Source organism: Caulobacter sp. UNC279MFTsu5.1, assembly GCF_900114015.1.
GTDB lineage: Bacteria > Pseudomonadota > Alphaproteobacteria > Caulobacterales > Caulobacteraceae > Caulobacter.
Genome location: NZ_FORN01000014.1, coordinates 69170 through 85682 on the forward strand (window position 1 = coordinate 69170; position 16513 = coordinate 85682).

Below are 16513 nucleotides of genomic sequence, written 5' to 3' on the forward strand. Positions count from 1 at the left end.
CTAGCCCTTCTTCTTCGGTCCAACGGGAGGCGGCGTCGCGGGCCGCAGGATCAGGGTGGACTGCAGGCGCAGGGTTTCGCCCTTCTTCAGCACGAACGGCGCCCGCCCTGGAAAGACGCAGTTCTGCATCGACAGTTCCCGGCGCAGGATCCAGCGGGTGATCGGCGCGCCGTTGGCCTTGCAGGCCAGGCCCACGGTCCAGGCCGGCGCGCCGTCGCCCGGCGTCCAGGCGAAGCCCATGGCCTTGCCGGCCTCGACCGGCCCGACGGCCGGGGCCACGGCCTTGCCGCCGGAGCCGAAGTTCAGACGGTCGGGCCTGACCAGCCGCACCGAGAAGCCGCCATAGCCCTTCTCGTCGTCGCTCCCGCCCAGCGCCAGGGTGTCGGACCGCGCGGTGATCGCCGTGTCGAAGTCGATGCGCCGCGCGCCGGCCTTGAGCGGATAGACGCGGACCTTGGTGGTCTCGCGCGCCACATAGTTCACCTCGGGCGTCGAGTTGACGATCCAGTCGGCGTTGACCACCAGGGTTCCGCCGCCGGCGCTGTCGCCCTTGAAGCGCTTCTCGCGGACATGGAAGGTCAGGCCCTTCATGAACCAGCCGTCGGCGAGGGCTTTGCCGTCGACCAGCACCTGATGCCAGCTCCAGAACGCCCCGCGCTGGTGCAGGTGGTCGGCGGGGCGGTCCTCGGTCAGCACCGCGCCGTCGGGCGCCCAGATCGGGTGGACGTAGTTCAGCCGGCCGGCCTCGCGCGGATCGGCCGGGGCGGTGCGGTAGAACAGGACGCTCTTGCCGCCGTCGGTGATCGTGACCCCGTCGGCGGTGAAGGCCGCATCGACCCTGGGCGAGGGCGTGGCGGGCGAGAGGGCGGCGGGCGCGGGCGGGGAAGGCGTCGGGGCGGCGGCTTCAGGAGCCGGCTGGACCGGAGCCGTGGACGCTTCGGCCTGGGCCCGGGCCGTTCCCGCCGAGGCCATTCCCATCAGGCCGCCGGCCAGCACGACCAGGGCGGCGGCGAGCGATCGGATCATCGGTGTTTCCCCCTGCGGCGGCTCGCCGAGTGATAGCTAGGAACGCGACCTCCGCAAAGTCGCAACCTTGGCTAGAACATAAGGCGAACATCGCCTGTTCGCAAGTCTCCTGGAAACTGCGCCGCGACCCCGGCCGTTGCCTATGCCGGACGTCCATCAACAGGAGGAAACACCATGATCGACGCTTCGCAAATCCGTGAGCACCTAGAGGTGGTCGGCTCGGACGGCGGCCATGTCGGCCGGGTGGATCATGTGGTCGGCGGCGAGATCGAGCTGGCCAAGCTCGACCTGGGCGGCGGCCTCAAGCATCACCTGATCCCGGTCACCTGGGTCGACCATGTCGACGACGACGGCGTGCACCTGAGCCTGACCAAGGACGACGCCAAGGCGCGCTGGCGCGAAAAGCACTAAGGGGCGCGCGGCCGCCGGTCGCGACGATTGACAGCCGCGTCGCGCTGACCGATCCCTCGCCCGCCAACGGGTGAGGGATCGCGCATGTACCAGCTCTATTACAGTCCCAGCACGGCCGCCCTGGCGGCGCACTGGATGCTGATCGAGATCGGCGCCCCGTTCGAGCTGGTCCTGACCGACCTGGCGACCGGCGCCCACAAGCGCCCCGACTATCTGAAGCTCAATCCGGGCGGGGTGGTGCCCACCCTGATCGTCGACGGCGCGCCGGTGCTGGAGAGCACGGCGATCCTGATGCTGTTGGCCGAGCGCCACCCCGACAAGGGCCTGGCGCCGGCGGTCGGGACGCCCGAACGCGCCGCCTATTTCCAATGGATGGTCTATCTGGCCAACGCCCTGCTGCCCGGCTTCCGCGCCTGGTACTATCCGCACGAGCCGGCCGGCGAGGCCAACGCCGAGGCCGCCCAGGCGGCGGCCCGGGCGCGGATCGAGGCGGTCTGGGACCGCGTCGACGCCCAGCTGGCGGCCAAGGGGCCCTACATGCTGGGCGAGCGGCTGTCGGCGGTCGACTTCCTGGCGACCATGCTGATGCGCTGGTCGCGCAACACGCCCAGGCCGGCGACCGCCTGGCCCCACATCGCCCGCTACCTGGCGAGGATGCGGGCCATGCCGTCCCTGCGCGAGGTCCACGCCCGCGAGGGGCTGACCGATTGGATCGACGGCTAGGCTTAGCGCGGGGGCAGGGCCCCGGCGAAGTCGATCACGCACATGTAGCCGTAGGCGCGGTGCGGACCGCAGGCCACGCCGGCCAGCTGGTAGCCCGAGCCGAAGATGTTGCGGCGGTGGCCGCGGCCGGGAACGCCGCTGTCGATGATCAGCTGGCGGACGACATCGCGCGGGTCGTCGAAGCCGTAGGAGATGTTCTCGGCCGAGAGGCCGGCCCAGACGCCCTGGCCGCGCAGCCGCCGGCCCAGCGAGCCGGCCGGGCCGTGGCCGACGTCGCCGCGCGGGCCCTGGGTCTGGGCGTGCTGGCGGGCCGCGGCGGCGATGCGCCGGTCCGGCTCCAGGGGCGGCAGCGAGGCCTGGCGCTCCAGGAAGTCGATCGCCTCCTCGACGGCGGCGGGATCGTCGCTCCGGTTCAACTCGCGGCGCAGCTCGTCGGCGTATTCGGCGGGCTGGGCGCGGGCGAAGTTGAGCTCTTCGAGGACGGCGTCGTCGAGACGGGCGACCAGGGAGGCGGCTTGGGCGGCGGGCGCCAGGGCGAGGAACAACAGACCGGCGAACGCCGGAGCCAAGGCCATGCGGCCGGAAATGCGCATGCGCGCTCTCTCCGTGAATCAGACGCCCCGGGCCCGACCTAGCACGCCTTTGGCGATGCGTGCAGTCGCGCGGAATGTCGCGGCTAACTTCAGGCCGCGACGGAAGGCGAGGTCGCGGCGTGGGCGTGCCGGATCGTCACCGTCATGCCGCCAGCGGAGACCACCGTCATTTGACCGTCCAGTTGCTTGACCAGCGCGTCGACGATCACCGTGCCCAGGCCGCCGGGTTTGTCCGGGGCGGGATTGGCGGCCTTGCCGACGCCGTTGTCGCTGACCGTCAGCGTCCAGGCGTCCTCGTCGCTGGCGAAGGTCACCATGACGCGGGCGTCGTCCTTGAACGTCGGGAACGCGTACTTGATGGCGTTGATCAGCAACTCGGTGACGATCAGGCCGATGCTGACGGCCTTGTCCGAACTGATCGAGCCGTGGTCGGCGACCACCTCCAGGACGATCGGCTGGCCGTCGCCGATCATCGAGGCCGCCAGGCTGGCGCATAGCTTGGTCAGATAGGGACCGACCTCGATCAGGTCGACGCCGCCCGAGGCGTGCAGGTGCGATTGCACCTCGGCCACCGAGATCACCCGCTGATGGGCGTCCTTCAGGTGAAAGCGGATTTCGTCGGAGGTGACGGCCCGGGCCTTGAGCATCAGGATGCTGGCGATGATCTGCAGGCTGTTGGCGACCCGGTGCTGCATCTCCTGCAGCAGCACCTCCTTCTGGTTCAACAGGTCGCGCGTGCGGGCGAGCAGGCCTTCCTTCTCGCGCTCGATCCCGCGTCGCGCCGTGATGTCGGTGAAGGCCAACAGGATCGTCGAGTTGACGCTGGTCTCGTAGATCACCTTGCGGGCGTTCAGCAGCATGATCCGCCGGCCCAGGCCCGGGAAGTCGTGATCGACCTCGAAGCCGTTCATGGCCACGCGCTCGGGGATGATCGTCTCCAGCAGCACGCGCAGGGCGGGGATGTCCCATTGGCCGTCGCCCAGGGCGTAGAGCAGGCGGCCCACGGTGTGTTCGGGATCGACCTTGAAGGTCTCGTAGAACGAACGGCTGGCGGCCAGCACCAAGAAGGCGGAATCGAGCACCAGCAACGGTTCGTGGATGGTGTCCACGATCGCTTGGGCCAGTGTCTGTGCGTCTTCAATCCCGGGGATCGGACGCGGCATGGTGAATAGAATCCGATCCTAGACGCAAGATCGCGGACGGCGGCGGATAGGCGCCGATGGCTCTATTCTAGGCCAATTCCGGGCCGACGTCCTGAAATGCGCGAAGCCAACGGGCCCTAACGGCCGCCGCCCGTGATTTCCTTGATCAGCGCCTGGACCGGAGCTTTGCCGCCGGCGTTCCACACGGCCTTCAGGTGGGCCAGGGTCTGCTCGGCGGCGCCTTCGAACTTCCAGTCGCAGTCGACGATCTTGCAGTTGCTGAACACCGGGGCCTCGCCGCCGGCGAAGATCAGGCGGCAGTCGCGGAATTCGCAGTCGGAAAAGTGCTCGCCGTCCAGCGACACGGTTTCGTGGTTGTAGGCGGTCGAGCTTGGCATGCGCCGTCTTTCACTGATCGTCGGTCGGGGGCTTGGGCGGCGCCGCATCGGCGGCCGCCTGCTTGGCGGCGGCCTTGTCGGCCGCCTTCTGGGCCAGCTTCTGGGCCTTCAGGCGCTCGCGTTCCTGGCGTTCGAAATTGTAGTTCGGGGTGCGCGCCATGACGATCTCCTGGCCGCGGGACGCGGCGACAAGGAGCCCTAGCGCGGTTTGGGGCCGACTTACAGCCGTCATCTTCGTCGATGGAGCGAGAATGACGGCTGCAGCCGAAGCGGCGCCTACTTCACGCTGGCGCAGAAGCGCTGGATGCGCGCGCAGGCGTCTTCCAGCACGTCGCTCGAGGTGGCGTAGCTGATGCGGAAGAACGGCGACAGGCCGAACGCCGCACCATGGACCACAGCCACGCCCTCGGTCTCCAGCAGTTCCACGGCGAAGTCCTCGTCGGTCTCGATGACCTTGCCGCTAGGCGCGGTCTTGCCGATCAGGCCGGCGCAGGAGGGATAGACGTAGAACGCGCCTTCCGGGGTCGGGCAATGCAGGCCGGTGGCCTGGTTCAGCATCGACACCACCAGGTCGCGGCGCTCCTGGAACAGCTTGGCGTTCGGCTTGATGAAGTCCTGCGGGCCGTTCAGGGCTTCCAGCGCCGCCCACTGCGAGATCGAGCAGGGGTTGGAGGTCGTCTGGCTGATCATCTTGCCCATGGCCTTGATCAGCGCCTCGGGGCCGCCGGCGTAGCCGATGCGCCAGCCGGTCATCGAATAGCCCTTGGAGACGCCGTTCATCGTCAGGGTGCGGTCGTAGAGTTGGGGCTCGACCTGGGCGATGGTGGTGAACTCGAAGTCGTCGAACACCAGGTGCTCGTACATGTCGTCGGTCAGCACCCAGACGTGTGGGTGGCGCAGCAGCACGTCGGCGATGGCCCGCAGCTCGGCGCGGGTGTAGGCGCCGCCCGACGGGTTGGACGGGCTGTTGATGATCAGCCACTTGGACTTGGGCGTGATCGCCGCTTCCAGCGCTTGCGGCGTGATCTTGAAGCCGCTTTCGGCGGTGGTCTCGACCGACACCGGCGTGCCGCCGGCCAGCAGGGTCATGTCGGGATACGACACCCAGTACGGGGCGGGGATGATCACCTCGTCGCCCGGGTTCAGGGTGGCGACCAGGGCGTTGTAGATCACCGGCTTGCCGCCCGGGGCGACGTGGATCTGGGCCGGCTTGTAGTCCAGGCCGTTCTCGCGCTTGAACTTGGCGCAGATGGCGGCCTTCAGCTCGGGCATGCCGTCCGGGTCGGTGTACTTGGTCTTGCCGGCCTTGATGGCGGCGATGGCGGCGTCCTTGATGTTGTCGGGGGTGTCGAAGTCCGGTTCGCCGGCGGAGAGGGCGATCACGTCCCGGCCGCTCGCCTTCAGGGCGCGCGCCTTGGCGCTGATCGCGATGGTGGCGGACGGGGCGATGCGCCGCAGGGCGGCGGACTCGAGCGACATGGTTCAGGACTCCCCTGGGAGGACGTGGACTCGAAGGCCCGGTTTCAGGATTGCGGCGGTGTTTACGCCCGGGCTTGCCGCGGCGCAACGCACCAAAGGCCGCATCGCGCGGGGTTCTTGCGCGGATCCGAGACGCGCGATACCGCTATCACCGTTCGAAGACGAGAGGCCGCGCCGCATGACGGGCGGCCCCGGGGAGGAACGACCACATCGGCCGCCGACGGCGGTCGATCGACGCAACGACGTCTTGAAGGGGGAAACCATGACCAAGATCGCCATCCTGGCCGCCGTGGCCGCGCTCGGCCTGTCCGCCGCCGCGCCGATCACGGCCAAGGCCGCCGAGCCGGCCGCCGAAGGCATCATGAAATACGCGATCAACAAGCCGTCCACGGCCTGGAGCGTCTACGGCGCGGGCCAGACCAGCGCGCCGGTCAAGGACAAGGCGGTGACCGGCGGCGCCGGCGTCCGGGTCCAGGTCAATACGCCGACGCCGAACACGCCCTGGGACAGCGGCGCCGGCCAGCCGGTGGGGGGCAAGATCACCAAGGGCGACATCATCACCATCGCCTTCTGGGCCAAGGCCGAGCCGGTAGACGGCGGGCCGGCCACGGCGAACATCAGCTCGGTGCGCGTCCAGCAGACGGCCGCGCCGTGGGGCGGCATCGTCGAGGGCAAGGTGGCGGTCACCGGCGAATGGCAGATCTATACGGTCAGCGGCCGCGCCAGCATGGACGCCGAGCAGGGCGGGGCCGGCGTGTCCCTGCACCTGGGCAGCGCCAAGCAGACAGTGGTGCTGGGTCCGCTGTTCGTGCTGGATTTCGGGCCCAAATACGATCCGGCGACGATGAAGTAGTCGTTCAGGCCTTCCCGCGCATGTGCTGCACGAACGCCTCCAGGTGCTTGCCCAGATAGGCCAGGGTCTTCTCGTCGATCACCTGGCCGTTCTCGATCTTGGTGTGGGCCTGGCCGACCAGCATCTCGCCGAGCGGCCAGTATTCGGCCGAGACCTTGCGCAGCGACTGGCGCAGGGCGTCCTGGGCGCGGACGGTGCCGGTGACGCCGGGCGAGGCGCCGACGATGCAGGCGGTCTTGCCGTGCAGGGCCGAGGGGCTGCCGCGCGAGGCCCAGTCGATGGCGTTCTTCAGCACGCCGGTAACCCCGCCGTTGTATTCGGGGCAGGCCAGCAGCAGGGCGTCGGCGCCGCGGACGGCGTCCTTCCAGGCCTTGACCGGCGCGGGATCGCCCTGGTCCTCGACGTCCTGGTTGAACAGCGGCAGGTCGTGCAGGCCGAAGATCTCGATCGTCACGTCCTGGGGCGCGCACTCCTGGGCGGCGCGCAGCAGGGCGGTGTTGAACGAGGCGGCCCGCAGGCTGCCGGAGACGCCGAGAAGTTTCATGCGAGGGCTCCGCTGCTGGAGCGGCGGACCCTAGTTGGCGCCGGCGTTTGGGGAAAGCCGGATCAGCCGGTGAGGGCGGTCTTCATCGGCGCCTGGCTCCAACCGCCGGCGACTCCGTCCAGCGAGGCCTCGACATGGGCCCAGAGGCGCTCCAGGTCGCGGGCGGCGGGGCCGCCCGGCTCCAGCTCGGCCACGCAGCGGCCCTGGGCCATCGCCTTCTGGAAGGCCTCGCGGGAGCGCAGGCCATGCGGCGCCAGCGGCAGGCCGCAGAACCGCAGGGCCTCCATGATCTCCGGGAAGGCCACCGGGGCGACATCGGAGCGGTTGGTGTGGGCCTGGTTCAGCACCACCATGCCGCCCTTGCCCAGGCGGCGGACGGCCTCGGCCGTGCGTACGATCGGGGCCAGGTCGAGGAACGAGGGCCGGCCCGCCACCAGGCAGACGTCGGCGATGTTCACCGCCTGGGCGACATCGGCCTCGGGCAGGGCGGGCGTGTCGATGAACAGGTAGTCGACGCCGTCCCGCATCGCGTTGGACTTGGTCAGGAACAGCTTGCCGGCGGTGATGTCGGCCAGGGCCGGCCCGGGTTCGCCGCGCGCCCGCAGGGCGTCCGACGCCGATCGCTGCGGGTCGATGTCGGCCAGCAGCACCTTGCGGCCCCGCAGGAAGGCCATCAGCGCCAGGTTCACGGCCAGGGTCGTCTTGCCCGATCCGCCCTTCCGGGAAAGCACAGTAATTGTCTTCACGACTTGCACTCTTCGCCCAGACCGAGCGGCTGGTTCCCGCAGCCGCAAAGTTCCCCAAGGTGCGTCACTGTGACAGTCAAGGTATGAACAGAACTTCAACCTGTAGATTTATTTGACGCTGGAGCCAAATTTCGCCGCAAACCTTTGCGCTGTCAGGGAAAACCGTGGTCCGCGCGACGGGCTCAGCTGGCCCGGGCGTCGCGGCCGTGGCCGTCCAGGGCCAGCAGGGCGGCGACGTGGCCCCACAGGCGGTCGATCTCCCGGGCGGCCGGGGTCGCGGCGTCCCATTCGCCGACCGACAGTCCCCGGGCGATCGCCTGCTGGTAGATGGTCCGTGCGCGCAGCCCGATCGGCGCGACCGGCAGGCCGCAGAAGCGCAGCGCCTCGACCGCCTGCCGCACGCTGGCGGGCTCGAACCCGCCGCGCTTGGACGGCGCTTGGTTCAGCACGATCAGCCCCGCCTTGCCCAGCCGCCGGACCATTTCGGCCGAACGGGCCACCGAGGCGATGTCCAGGAAGGTGGGGCGGCAGACCAGGATGCACAGGTCGGCGGAATTGACCGCCACGGCCACGTCGGCGTCCGGCGCGGCGGGGGTGTCGATCAGCATCACATCGTAGCCGTCGTGTTCGGCGTGAGCGCCGGTCTGGAACAGCTTGCCGGCGTTGATCTCGGCCAGGCAGGGGCCCGATCCGCCGCGCGCCCGCAGGGCGTCGGAGGCCGAGCGCTGAGGATCGATGTCGGCCAGCAGGGTCTTCCATCCCGCCAGATGGGCGGTGAGGCTCAGATTGATCGCCAGGGTCGTCTTGCCGGCCCCGCCCTTGCGGGAAATGACAGCCAGGGTCTTCACGTCCGACGCTCTCCCAACGCGTTTCCGGTCCGACGGCCGGAAAGCCTGTGGATAACTTAGCCGCCTGTTACGACGGGTTCGCAACGGAAATGTCGTGTTTGGAGAATCTTAACCTTGGCGCCGCCCCGCGCCACGGGAAGCGTGACAATAAAATGGGCGGTCGCCGGGCGATTTTCGCCCGGACCGCGCCGGATCGCGCCCCCTTGACCGCGCCCGGGGCATGGGCGAGGCAGGCGGATGCTTCGTCGCCTGATCGACTTCTTCACCAACATGGACGCCCGGGCCTGGCGAACGGTCGCGGTGTCGTTCGTGCTGTTCGGCGGGGTGGGCGTGGTCTTCCTGTTCGGGGCCCAGCTGCTGGGCCTGAACGGCGAAGTCACGGTCGAACAGTGGCTGAGCGCCGCCCACGGGCCCTGGGCCCTGCCGGTCGCGGTCGGCGCCTTCGCGGTCCTGGCCTTCATCGGCGTGCCGCAGTTCGTGCTGATCGCCGCGGCCGTGGTCGCCTTCGGGCCCTGGACGGGGTTCGCCTACAGCTGGATCGGCACCCTGGTCTCTTCGATGGTCGGGTTCTGGCTGGGACGGACGTTCGGCGGCCGGCTGCTGCAGGACCTGGCCGGCGACGGCGTGGCCAAGTTCATGAAGCTGATCGGCAAGAACGGCTTCCTGGCCAGCCTGATCGTCCGGCTGGTGCCTTCCGCGCCGTTCATCGTGGTCAACATGGCCGCCGGCGTCACCCCGATGAAGGTGCTCGACTTCGCGGCCGGCACCGCCGTCGGCATCATCCCGAAGATCGCCCTGACCGCCTTCGCCGGCAACTCCATCGTCCAGGCTCTGAAGGGCGGCGGCCAGCGGCACATCGTCATGCTGGTGGTGGCCGTGGCGGTCTGGATCGCCGCCGGCCTGGTCGCCCGCGCCTGGCTCAAGAAGCGCGAAACGGCGGAGTAGGGCAGGGCGGTTCGCGCCGCCTGAGCGGGCCTGACTGGGTCGTTTGACGCGCCGATCCCCCGCTCCCTCGCACGACTCATCTCAACCGAGGGGTGTCTCTGGTCGAAACTTGCTTGGCGTGCGGCCAATCGCGCGATTAACGCAAAATGCTTGCTGGCTTTTGGGTCGCTGTGTAGAAAGCAACTCATGAACGTCGCGCGCCAACTGCTTTCGCTTCGGCTTACCAACCCCTGGGCGCTCTAGGGGCCGCGCTTCGTCGTGGCCGGGCGTGCAGGGGATGACTGAACCCGCCGCCCCCAAGGTCAGAATTGGCCCCACGCAGACACCTTCCGACGAGTAGCTCCATGACCGCCCCCGTATCACCCGCCGCTTCTGAAAAGCGCGACAACGTCGTCATTTTCGACACCACCATGCGCGACGGCGAGCAGTCGCCCGGCGCATCGATGTCGCACGATGAAAAGCTGGAACTGGCCAAGATTCTCGAGGAGATGGGGGTCGACGTCATCGAGGCCGGCTTCCCGATCGCCTCGAACGGCGACTTCGAGGCGGTCCGCGAGATCGCCAAGATCGTCAAGAACTCCACCATCGCCGGCCTGTGCCGCGCCCACCAGGTCGACATCGACCGCTGCGCCGAAGCCCTGAAGGGCACGCAGCGCGGCCGCATCCACGTGGTGATCGCCACCAGCGACCTGCACATGAAGCACAAGCTGCAGATGGAGCCGGACGCCGTCATCGACGTGATCGCCCGCTCGGTCGGCCACGCCCGCAACCTGCGCGACGACGTCGAGTGGTCGGCCGAGGACGCCACTCGCAGCGACCGCCAGTTCCTGCGCCGCGCCATCGAGACGGCGATCAAGGCCGGGGCCACGACGATCAACCTGCCCGACACGGTGGGCTACACCTATCCGTCCGAGTACGCCGACCTGTTCAGCTGGATGACCCAGAACGTCGAGGGCGCCGACAAGGTGATCTTCTCGACCCACTGCCACAACGACCTGGGCCTGGCCGTGGCCAACAGCCTGGCCGGCGTGCAGGGCGGGGCCCGCCAGATCGAGTGCGCGATCAACGGCCTGGGCGAGCGGGCCGGCAACGCGGCGCTGGAAGAGATCGTCATGGCCCTGAAGGTGCGCGGCGACAAGCTGCCGTTCCAGACCGGCATCGATACCACCCACATCACCCGCGCCAGCCGCTACGTCTCGGCCATCACCGGCTTCCCGGTGCAGTACAACAAGGCCATCGTCGGCAAGAACGCCTTCGCGCACGAGAGCGGCATCCACCAGGACGGGATGCTGAAGAACCGCGAAACCTACGAGATCATGACCCCGGAATCGGTCGGCCAGGCGCCGTCCAGCCTGGTCATGGGCAAGCACTCGGGCAGCCACGCCTTCCGCGCCAAGCTGAAGGATCTGGGCTACGAGCTGGGCCAGAACGCCCTGAAGGAGGCCTTCGGCCGCTTCAAGGACCTGGCCGACCGCAAGAAGCATGTCTACGACGACGACATCATCGCCCTGGTCGACGACGCCCTGGCCCGTGGCTCGGAGCGCATCCGCGTCCAGCGCCTGCGCGTGGTGGCCGGCACTGACGGCCAGTCGGCCGAGCTGACCCTGGAAGTCGACGGCGAGATCAAGACCTCGGAGGCCTCGGGCGACGGTCCGGTCGACGCGGTGTTCAACGCCATCCAGCAGATCGTGCCGCACGACGCCGCCCTGCGCCTGTTCCAGGTGCATGCGGTGACCGAGGGCACCGACGCCCAGGCCCAGGTCTCGGTGCGTCTGGAAGAGGACGGCCGCATCGCCACCGGCCAGGCCGCCGACACCGACACCCTGACCGCCTCGGCCAAGGCCTATGTCAACGCCCTGAACAACCTCATGGCGCGCAAGGAAAAGAGCCGGCCGGAAGCGGCGATCGCCAGCGGGTTCTAGGCCGGCGACGGCTTGAACGGGCTTCGCTTCAGCGTCCCAAAAGGTTGTCCTCCCGGAAGCCTCGCAGAGGCTGTCCTGGATCCCGGACAAGCGCTGCGCGCTTTCCGGGATGACAACGATTTGAGTACGGTGAAACCCCCTAAGCCGCCGCCCGTGCGCTGAACGGCCGCGTGGCCAGCAGCTCCGCCGACAGGTGGGCCTGCGGCTCGACGTCCAGGCCCAGCGCCCGCAGAGCCTCGCACAGCGCCCGGCGCGGCGCCTGGTCCAGGAACGCGCCGGCGTCGACGACCATCGCTCCGCCCGGGCGGAGCATGGCCACGGTCGAGGCCGCCGCGGCGCGCGCGTCGGCCACCGTCGCGCAGCCGATCACCAGCAGCACGTCGCTCTGTTCGTCGGCGGCGCGGCAGGTGGCCCGGCGGGCCGCCTCCACCCGGTCGTAGCCGCGTCGCCACAGCACGCTCATCGCCTCGCCGGCGTCGGGTCCGGTCACCGCCACGAAACACAACGGCGTGGCCTCGGCCAGGGCGAGCATGCGCCCGAGCGTTTGCTGGATCCCGTCGGTCGGAACGCCGAGCAGGAACCGCGCGGCCTGACGAAAAGGATGGGACGACATGGTCGAAACCTCGTGCTGGTCGGACCCGTCACCGGACGGGCCGACGACCACGGTGTGCGTCCGGGCGGCCTAAGACCTCCATTCGAAAACGGGCCGCCGGCATAAGGGCGGCATAAGGGATACAAAGGCATGGGCATGATCTGGATCCCCATCACCATCGCCGCCTCGTTCGCCCAGGTGGCCCGCAACGCCGCCCAGCGTGCAGTGATGGGCGGAACCGGACCCTGGGGCGCGACCTTGGTGCGGTTCCTGTTCGGCCTGCCGTTCACGGCGGTGTTCGTGGGCGTCGCCCTGGCCCTGACCCGGGGCGAGCATCCGCAGGCGACCCCGGCCTTCTGGGCGGCGGCCCTGCTGGGCGGAGCGGGCCAGATCGCCGCCACGGCCGCCCTGCTGGTGGCCATGCGCCGGGCCGGGTTCGCCGTGGCCACGGCTGTGCAGCAGAGCTCGATCCCGCTGGCCGCCCTGCTGGGCCTGTTGGTCTATGGCGAGCAATTGAGCCTCGTGGGCTGGATTGGCGTGGCCGTGACCAGTGCGGCCTTGCTGGTGGTGACCTGGCCGCGCGCCGGGATCTCGGGCGAGAAGCCGGTCAGCGGCGCCGTCTACGCCCTGCTGTCGGGCCTGGCGTTCGGCTTCTGCCTGAACGCCTTCCGCCAGGCCGGCCACGCCCTGGAGCCGGCCCATCCGATCTTCGCCGCGGTGGTCACCCTGATGACCGTCCAGGTCGTCCAGACCCTGGCCCTGACCCTGTTCCTGGCGGTCGGCGACCGCGCCGCCCTGGTCGCGGTGGCTCGGGCCTGGCGGCCGTCGCTGGGGGCGGGGTTCTGGGGCGCGGCCGCCTCGGCCGGCTGGTTCATCGCCCTGGCCCTGGCCCCGGCGGGGCAGGTGAGGGCGGTCGGGGTGATCGAGGCGCCCATCGCCGCGATCGCCGGACGCCGCCTGTTCGCCGAGCGGTTGACCGCCGTTCAGATGATCTTCGGCCTGATCGCGGCGGCCGGGGTGGCCATGGCCGCGCTCGGCTAGAAAACGCCATGTTTCTGGGATGAAACCCCCCGCGTCGCCGTTCTGCGAAAACAGGTGAGCCAGGGTCTGCAATAGACCTTGAAATCAACGCTTTCGCAGGGCAAACGGGCTTCGTCGGCAGCTTTGTGGCAGTCAGACGACGGCGCGGCGGGGAGCCAGCGCTCCCGTCGTGCGGCAGGCGCTCGTCAATGGGACAAAACCCGCAATTCGCGGGAATCATGTTGTCCTCGTTTGGAATTGAAGTAGGAGCCATCTTTCCCCTTCGCCTTCGTCGCTTCGGCGATGCAAACGGCTCCGTTTCGCCTCTCCGCCCGCTTCTCCTTTTACCGACTCTGCCGCCTTCGCCCCCCTATCCCTCAGTCAGGGCTTTCAATGTTTTCTTCCCTCTTCGGCGTCATCTCCAACGACATCGCCATCGACCTGGGCACCGCCAACACGCTCATCTACATGAAGGGCAAGGGCATCGTCCTGAACGAGCCTTCGGTGGTCGCGCTGCGCAATGTCGGCGGCCGCAAGATCGTTCACGCGGTGGGGATCGAGGCCAAGCAGATGCTGGGCCGCACGCCGGGCCACATGGAAGCCATCCGCCCGATGCGCGACGGGGTCATCGCCGACTTCGAAGTCGCCGAGGAGATGATCAAGTACTTCATCCGCAAGGTTCACAACCGCAAGGGCTTCGTGAACCCCAAGGTGATCGTGTGCGTGCCGTCGGGCGCCACCGCCGTGGAACGCCGCGCCATCAACGACAGCTGCCTGAACGCCTCGGCCCGTCGCGTCGGCCTGATCGACGAGCCGATGGCCGCCGCGATCGGCGCCGGCCTGCCCATCCACGAGCCGACCGGCTCGATGGTCGTCGACATCGGCGGCGGCACCACCGAGGTGGCCGTGCTGTCGCTGTCGGGCATCGTCTATTCGCGCAGCGTCCGCGTCGGCGGCGACAAGATGGACGAGGCGATCATCAGCTACATGCGCCGCCACCATAACCTCCTGATCGGCGAGACCACCGCTGAGCGCATCAAGAAGGAGATCGGCACCGCCCGCGCGCCGGCCGACGGCGAAGGCCTGTCGATCGACGTCAAGGGCCGCGACCTGATGCAAGGCGTGCCGCGCGAAGTCCGCATCAGCGAAAAGCAGGCCGCCGACGCCCTGGCCGAACCGGTCGGGCAGATCGTCGAGGCCGTGAAGGTGGCCCTGGAAGCCACCCCGCCGGAACTGGCCAGCGACATCGCCGACAAGGGCATCATGCTGACTGGCGGCGGCGCCCTGCTGCGCGGCCTGGACGCCGAGATCCGCGACCACACCGGCCTGCCGGTCACCGTGGCCGACGATCCGTTGTCGTGCGTGGCCCTGGGCTGCGGCAAGGTGCTCGAGCATCCCAAGTGGATGAAGGGCGTTCTTGAATCGACTCTCGCCTAGGGCGCGATCGCCGAAGTGGCTGCCGGTTCGGCGATAAATCGCGCTCCAGGTTTCAATCCGACGTCTTTTTCTTTTGAAAAAGACTGAGGGCGTCTCATCTAAGTCGGACGCCGCGGGGGGCGTCGGGAGAAAGCGTTCGTGCCCTTTCGCGAAGGTCCGCTCGGCGACCTGAAAGTGCCGCTTACCTGGACGGCGGCCGTGGCGTTGATCGTCGCGGTCGTGATCGCGGTCGCGTTCCTGCTGGCCGATCGGCGCGAGACCCTCCAGCAGCAGGCCTATGGCGTCACCCGCCAGACGGTCGACACGGTGTCCAAGCCGGTCAGCGGCGTGATCGCCGCCCCGGGACGCTGGACCGGCCTGGGCGTCGACTTCGTCAGCAGCTACTTCTTCACCGCGTCGGAGAACCGCCGGTTGAAGGCCGAGCTGAAGGAGATGCGCGGCTATCGCGACATGTACCTGGCCGAGGTCGACAAGAACCAGAGCTACCGCTCGCTGCTGGGCCTGCGCACCGATCCGCCGATCCCGATGGTCGCCGCCCGCGTGGTCGCCGACACCCGCGGCCCGTTCGCCAACACCCGCCTGGCCGACTCCGGCTCGGAAAAGGGCGTGGTGGTCGGCAATCCGGTGATGAACGAGCGCGGCCTGGTCGGCCGGGTGGTCGGCGTCGCCAACGGGGCCAGCCGGGTGCTGCTGTTGACCGACATCGCCTCGCGCACGCCGGTGATGATCGACCGCACCAACGCCCGCGCCATCCTGACCGGCGACGGCGGACCCAACCCGAAGCTGGAATACCTACGCGGCGTCGATCCGATCAAGGAAGGCGACCGGGTCGTCACCTCCGGCGACGGCGGCGTGGTGCCGCGCGGCCTGCCGGTGGGCGCGGCCGTCAAGGGCCTGGATGGCCGCTGGCGGGTGGTGCTGTTCGCCGACGACGCCGCCATCGATTATGTCCGCATCCTGCTGTTCAAGGACTTCGCCCAGCTGGCCGACCAGAAGGCCCTGCTGACCCGCAGCTTGCCGCCGGTCACCACCGAGGATCCCGACGTCTCGATCCTGGGCCCGGCCGCCACCGCCTCCACGCCGCCCGCCCAGGCCGGCGCGACGCCGGCGGTTTCCGGCGCGGCGCCGACGACCGCGGGGGGAACCCCAGCGACCCCAGCGGCGACGCCGCCCAAGCCGGCCGCCACGACGCCGCCCGCCGCCAAGCCGGCGACGGCCACGCCCGCCCCGAAGCCCGTGACGTCCAAACCGGCGACGCCCAAACCTGCGACACCCAAGCCCGTGACGCCCGCGGCGGCCCAGCCGGCCGGCGGGGAGGTCTAGCGTGGGCGGCGCGCGGCCCCTGCACCCGGGCCTCTGGCTGGGCGTGCCCGCCTTGCTGTGCGTGCTGGCGACGATCGTCTTCGCCGCGCCGATCCGCATCTACGGCCTGCAGCTGCCCGAGCCGGTGTTCGCCATGGTTCCGGCCTTCGCCTGGGCGCTGATCCGGCCGTCGATCCTGGCGCCGTTCGCCCTGCTGGCGCTGGGCCTGTTCCTGGACGTGTTCTGGGGCGGGCCGACCGGCCTGTGGGGTCTGTCGCTGCTGGTCGCCTACGCCACCGCCCTGGCCGGCCGCAGCATGATGACCGGCCAGAGCCGGCCGATGATGTGGGTCTGGTTCGCCGGCGTCACCGCCGTGGCCATGGCCGGCGGCTTCCTGTTCAGCATGCTGGACAGCCTAGCCATGCCCAGCCTGCTGGCGGTATTCTGGCAGTTCCTGGTGACGACCCTGTTGTTCCCGTTCGCCCACCGGCTGATCGACCGGTTCGAGGACGCGGACGTTCGGTTCCGGTGA

19 protein-coding genes are annotated in these 16513 nt (G+C 69.3%); 9 read left to right on the top strand and 10 right to left on the bottom strand.

All coding sequences use genetic code 11. The annotated features are described in order from the left end of the window. The gene (locus BM066_RS10355; protein ID WP_089927144.1) at window positions 1–1026 is read right to left on the bottom strand and encodes a DUF6807 family protein; all 1026 of its coding nucleotides are present in this window, start codon (window positions 1024–1026) and stop codon (window positions 1–3) included. 174 nt (window positions 1027–1200) lie between these two features. On the opposite strand from BM066_RS10355, the gene BM066_RS10360 reads away from it, so the two are divergent. Further along, window positions 1201–1437, top strand: coding sequence for a DUF2171 domain-containing protein (locus BM066_RS10360; RefSeq protein ID WP_089927148.1), 237 nt, complete (start codon window positions 1201–1203; stop codon window positions 1435–1437). Window positions 1438–1521: 84 nt separating this feature from the next. Beyond that, entirely contained in the window at window positions 1522–2160 is a 639-nt protein-coding gene (locus BM066_RS10365) for a glutathione S-transferase family protein (RefSeq protein WP_089927152.1), read from the top strand. Between the two features lie 2 nt (window positions 2161–2162). Here BM066_RS10365 and BM066_RS10370 read toward each other — a convergent pair whose 3' ends face one another. From BM066_RS10370 to BM066_RS10390, 5 genes are all read right to left on the bottom strand, one after another. Then, window positions 2163–2753 carry a CAP domain-containing protein gene (locus tag BM066_RS10370; protein WP_089927156.1) on the bottom strand — a complete coding sequence of 197 codons (591 nt, stop codon included), beginning with the start codon at window positions 2751–2753 and terminating at the stop codon, window positions 2163–2165. An 89-nt stretch (window positions 2754–2842) separates the two neighbouring features. Beyond that, window positions 2843–3862 (bottom strand): sensor histidine kinase, encoded by a 1020-nt coding sequence (locus BM066_RS10375; protein WP_255367544.1) that lies wholly within the window; start codon window positions 3860–3862, stop codon window positions 2843–2845. A 170-nt stretch (window positions 3863–4032) separates the two neighbouring features. Continuing rightward, the gene (locus BM066_RS10380) at window positions 4033–4293 is read right to left on the bottom strand and encodes a hypothetical protein (protein ID WP_089927162.1); all 261 of its coding nucleotides are present in this window, start codon (window positions 4291–4293) and stop codon (window positions 4033–4035) included. Between the two features lie 10 nt (window positions 4294–4303). Continuing rightward, window positions 4304–4453 carry a hypothetical protein gene (locus BM066_RS26410; protein ID WP_089927165.1) on the bottom strand — a complete coding sequence of 50 codons (150 nt, stop codon included), beginning with the start codon at window positions 4451–4453 and terminating at the stop codon, window positions 4304–4306. Between the two features lie 116 nt (window positions 4454–4569). Then, window positions 4570–5772: a pyridoxal phosphate-dependent aminotransferase gene (locus tag BM066_RS10390; protein ID WP_089927169.1), complete on the bottom strand. Its 1203-nt coding sequence runs from the start codon at window positions 5770–5772 to the stop codon at window positions 4570–4572. A gap of 262 nt (window positions 5773–6034) precedes the next feature. Here BM066_RS10390 and BM066_RS10395 point away from each other — a divergent pair, with 262 nt between their 5' ends. Next, window positions 6035–6625, top strand: a complete 591-nt coding sequence (locus BM066_RS10395; protein ID WP_089927173.1) for a carbohydrate binding domain-containing protein — start codon at window positions 6035–6037, stop codon at window positions 6623–6625. A 4-nt stretch (window positions 6626–6629) separates the two neighbouring features. Here BM066_RS10395 and BM066_RS10400 read toward each other — a convergent pair whose 3' ends face one another. The 3 genes from BM066_RS10400 to BM066_RS10410 form a co-directional block, all read right to left on the bottom strand. Continuing rightward, window positions 6630–7169: an NADPH-dependent FMN reductase gene (locus tag BM066_RS10400; protein WP_089927176.1), complete on the bottom strand. Its 540-nt coding sequence runs from the start codon at window positions 7167–7169 to the stop codon at window positions 6630–6632. A 62-nt stretch (window positions 7170–7231) separates the two neighbouring features. Continuing rightward, window positions 7232–7900: a nucleotide-binding protein gene (locus BM066_RS10405; RefSeq protein ID WP_255367545.1), complete on the bottom strand. Its 669-nt coding sequence runs from the start codon at window positions 7898–7900 to the stop codon at window positions 7232–7234. A 197-nt stretch (window positions 7901–8097) separates the two neighbouring features. Further along, entirely contained in the window at window positions 8098–8763 is a 666-nt protein-coding gene (locus tag BM066_RS10410) for a ParA family protein (protein ID WP_089927185.1), read from the bottom strand. A gap of 237 nt (window positions 8764–9000) precedes the next feature. Here BM066_RS10410 and BM066_RS10415 point away from each other — a divergent pair, with 237 nt between their 5' ends. Beyond that, window positions 9001–9708, top strand: a complete 708-nt coding sequence (locus BM066_RS10415; protein ID WP_089927190.1) for a TVP38/TMEM64 family protein — start codon at window positions 9001–9003, stop codon at window positions 9706–9708. A 344-nt stretch (window positions 9709–10052) separates the two neighbouring features. Beyond that, window positions 10053–11630 (top strand): 2-isopropylmalate synthase, encoded by a 1578-nt coding sequence (locus BM066_RS10420; RefSeq protein WP_089927195.1) that lies wholly within the window; start codon window positions 10053–10055, stop codon window positions 11628–11630. A gap of 139 nt (window positions 11631–11769) precedes the next feature. On the opposite strand, the gene BM066_RS10425 is transcribed toward BM066_RS10420, so the two are convergent. Continuing rightward, window positions 11770–12243, bottom strand: a complete 474-nt coding sequence (locus BM066_RS10425; protein ID WP_089927198.1) for a hypothetical protein — start codon at window positions 12241–12243, stop codon at window positions 11770–11772. Window positions 12244–12378: 135 nt separating this feature from the next. Here BM066_RS10425 and BM066_RS10430 point away from each other — a divergent pair, with 135 nt between their 5' ends. From BM066_RS10430 to BM066_RS10445, 4 genes are all read left to right on the top strand, one after another. After that, window positions 12379–13263, top strand: a complete 885-nt coding sequence (locus BM066_RS10430) for a DMT family transporter (RefSeq protein ID WP_089927290.1) — start codon at window positions 12379–12381, stop codon at window positions 13261–13263. Between the two features lie 372 nt (window positions 13264–13635). Next, window positions 13636–14679, top strand: coding sequence for a rod shape-determining protein (locus BM066_RS10435; RefSeq protein ID WP_004623009.1), 1044 nt, complete (start codon window positions 13636–13638; stop codon window positions 14677–14679). A gap of 138 nt (window positions 14680–14817) precedes the next feature. Continuing rightward, window positions 14818–16002 carry a rod shape-determining protein MreC gene (gene mreC / locus BM066_RS10440; RefSeq protein ID WP_089927201.1) on the top strand — a complete coding sequence of 395 codons (1185 nt, stop codon included), beginning with the start codon at window positions 14818–14820 and terminating at the stop codon, window positions 16000–16002. A 1-nt stretch (window position 16003) separates the two neighbouring features. Further along, window positions 16004–16513 (top strand): hypothetical protein, encoded by a 510-nt coding sequence (locus tag BM066_RS10445; RefSeq protein ID WP_089927205.1) that lies wholly within the window; start codon window positions 16004–16006, stop codon window positions 16511–16513.

What these genes read in the sequence shown, in the direction of transcription:
- BM066_RS10420 (WP_089927195.1), top strand. Translation starts at nt 10,053, where the DNA reads ATGACCGCCCCCGTATCACCCGCCGCTTCTGAAAAGCGCGACAACGTC.
- BM066_RS10425 (WP_089927198.1), bottom strand. Translation starts at nt 12,243, where the DNA reads ATGTCGTCCCATCCTTTTCGTCAGGCCGCGCGGTTCCTGCTCGGCGTT.
- BM066_RS10395 (WP_089927173.1), top strand. Translation starts at nt 6,035, where the DNA reads ATGACCAAGATCGCCATCCTGGCCGCCGTGGCCGCGCTCGGCCTGTCC.
- BM066_RS10415 (WP_089927190.1), top strand. Translation starts at nt 9,001, where the DNA reads ATGCTTCGTCGCCTGATCGACTTCTTCACCAACATGGACGCCCGGGCC.
- BM066_RS10390 (WP_089927169.1), bottom strand. Translation starts at nt 5,772, where the DNA reads ATGTCGCTCGAGTCCGCCGCCCTGCGGCGCATCGCCCCGTCCGCCACC.
- BM066_RS10400 (WP_089927176.1), bottom strand. Translation starts at nt 7,169, where the DNA reads ATGAAACTTCTCGGCGTCTCCGGCAGCCTGCGGGCCGCCTCGTTCAAC.
- BM066_RS10430 (WP_089927290.1), top strand. Translation starts at nt 12,379, where the DNA reads ATGATCTGGATCCCCATCACCATCGCCGCCTCGTTCGCCCAGGTGGCC.
- BM066_RS10370 (WP_089927156.1), bottom strand. Translation starts at nt 2,753, where the DNA reads ATGCGCATTTCCGGCCGCATGGCCTTGGCTCCGGCGTTCGCCGGTCTG.
- BM066_RS10380 (WP_089927162.1), bottom strand. Translation starts at nt 4,293, where the DNA reads ATGCCAAGCTCGACCGCCTACAACCACGAAACCGTGTCGCTGGACGGC.
- BM066_RS10365 (WP_089927152.1), top strand. Translation starts at nt 1,522, where the DNA reads ATGTACCAGCTCTATTACAGTCCCAGCACGGCCGCCCTGGCGGCGCAC.
- BM066_RS10360 (WP_089927148.1), top strand. Translation starts at nt 1,201, where the DNA reads ATGATCGACGCTTCGCAAATCCGTGAGCACCTAGAGGTGGTCGGCTCG.
- BM066_RS10355 (WP_089927144.1), bottom strand. Translation starts at nt 1,026, where the DNA reads ATGATCCGATCGCTCGCCGCCGCCCTGGTCGTGCTGGCCGGCGGCCTG.
- BM066_RS10435 (WP_004623009.1), top strand. Translation starts at nt 13,636, where the DNA reads ATGTTTTCTTCCCTCTTCGGCGTCATCTCCAACGACATCGCCATCGAC.
- BM066_RS26410 (WP_089927165.1), bottom strand. Translation starts at nt 4,453, where the DNA reads ATGGCGCGCACCCCGAACTACAATTTCGAACGCCAGGAACGCGAGCGC.